Origin of the sequence: Bradyrhizobium sp. PRIMUS42 (genome assembly GCF_023006515.1) — a bacterium.
GTDB lineage: Bacteria > Pseudomonadota > Alphaproteobacteria > Rhizobiales > Xanthobacteraceae > Bradyrhizobium.
Window position 1 is genome coordinate 1 of sequence record NZ_JALBGZ010001232.1, and the last position, 1085, is coordinate 1085.

Sequence of the window (1085 nt, forward strand, 5' to 3'; positions counted from 1 at the left end):
CTGGTTCTCGACATCGCCGGCCACGTAGTCGTCACCGGAGCGCAGGCTGCGCGCCTCGCGAAACCATTTGGTGTGGGCGACATTCTGGCCGACGGCGCGGAAGCGGTCGGCGCGGCCGTTGGCGATGACGTTGCCGTCGAGGTCGCAGAGCCAGAGGTCGAGATAGACCGTGTAGGCCCCGAGGATCACGCCCAGGCGCTGCGAGGCATGCGAGACGGCCGCTGCGCTGGGGGAGGCCGCGCAATCGACCACGGCGGAATCGGTCGCCCACCAGCGCACGTCGCAGGTGCGTTCATAGAGGTTGCGGTCGATCAGCTCGATCGCATTCAGCGACAGATCCATCATGCGCTCGCCGCGCGAACGCTGGCTCATGCGCTCGATCGAGGAGACGAGATCGCCGGTGCGCTTCGTCAACTGTGTCTCGAGCTCGCGTGCGATGGTTTCGACCTGCTGGCCGACGCCGCGCACCTCCTGGGCCACCACCGCAAAGCCCGCGCCTTGGGCGCCGGCGCGCGAGCTCTCGATCAGCGCGTTCAGCGCCAGCATCTTCATCTGGTTGGTGATCTGCTGGATCGACTTGGTCTTGTCGACCGCGATCTGGTTGACCTCCGCGGTCAGGCGGTTGATCAGCGCGGAGATGTCGGAATCGTCGTCAGCGGGTTCGGTGGCGATCGGCTTGGCTTTCAGACCCAGCGCAGCAGACATCGGGGATTTCCCTTGGCAATGAGGTCTGATCTGCAACGAACCTGGAACATCAAATTACAGATCGAATACAAGTCTTTTTCGAAGATTCCGCCTAACGCCTGCTTAATTTGCTGTTCCGCCGGGTGCCCAAATGATAGTCACTCGCCCTGTTGGGCGGCCATCCACCGCTTTGTGGGCCGCTGCCGTTGCAAAGTTCGGCGGATTCCCGGCCAATCCGCCAGTGACCGGACGCCCTGCGTGTTCGTCCGGAGTCCCGAGTTCCCAAAGATCGCTCTCGAATCATGACGCCGCCTGCCACCGCCTTGCCCGTCGAAGCGCCCCAGGCGTTCCTGGGCGTCGCGCGCTCGCTCACCGACAAGCTCTGGCGCGACCGGCTCGAC

At 64.3% G+C, this 1085-nt stretch carries 1 protein-coding gene; it reads right to left on the minus strand.

Annotation, left to right across the window (positions count from 1 at the left end; translation table 11 throughout):
- Positions 1-705: methyl-accepting chemotaxis protein (locus MOV75_RS39320; protein WP_247008215.1), on the minus strand; the 705-nt coding region annotated here is incomplete at its 3' end.
- Between the last annotated feature and the right edge of the window lie 380 nt (positions 706-1085).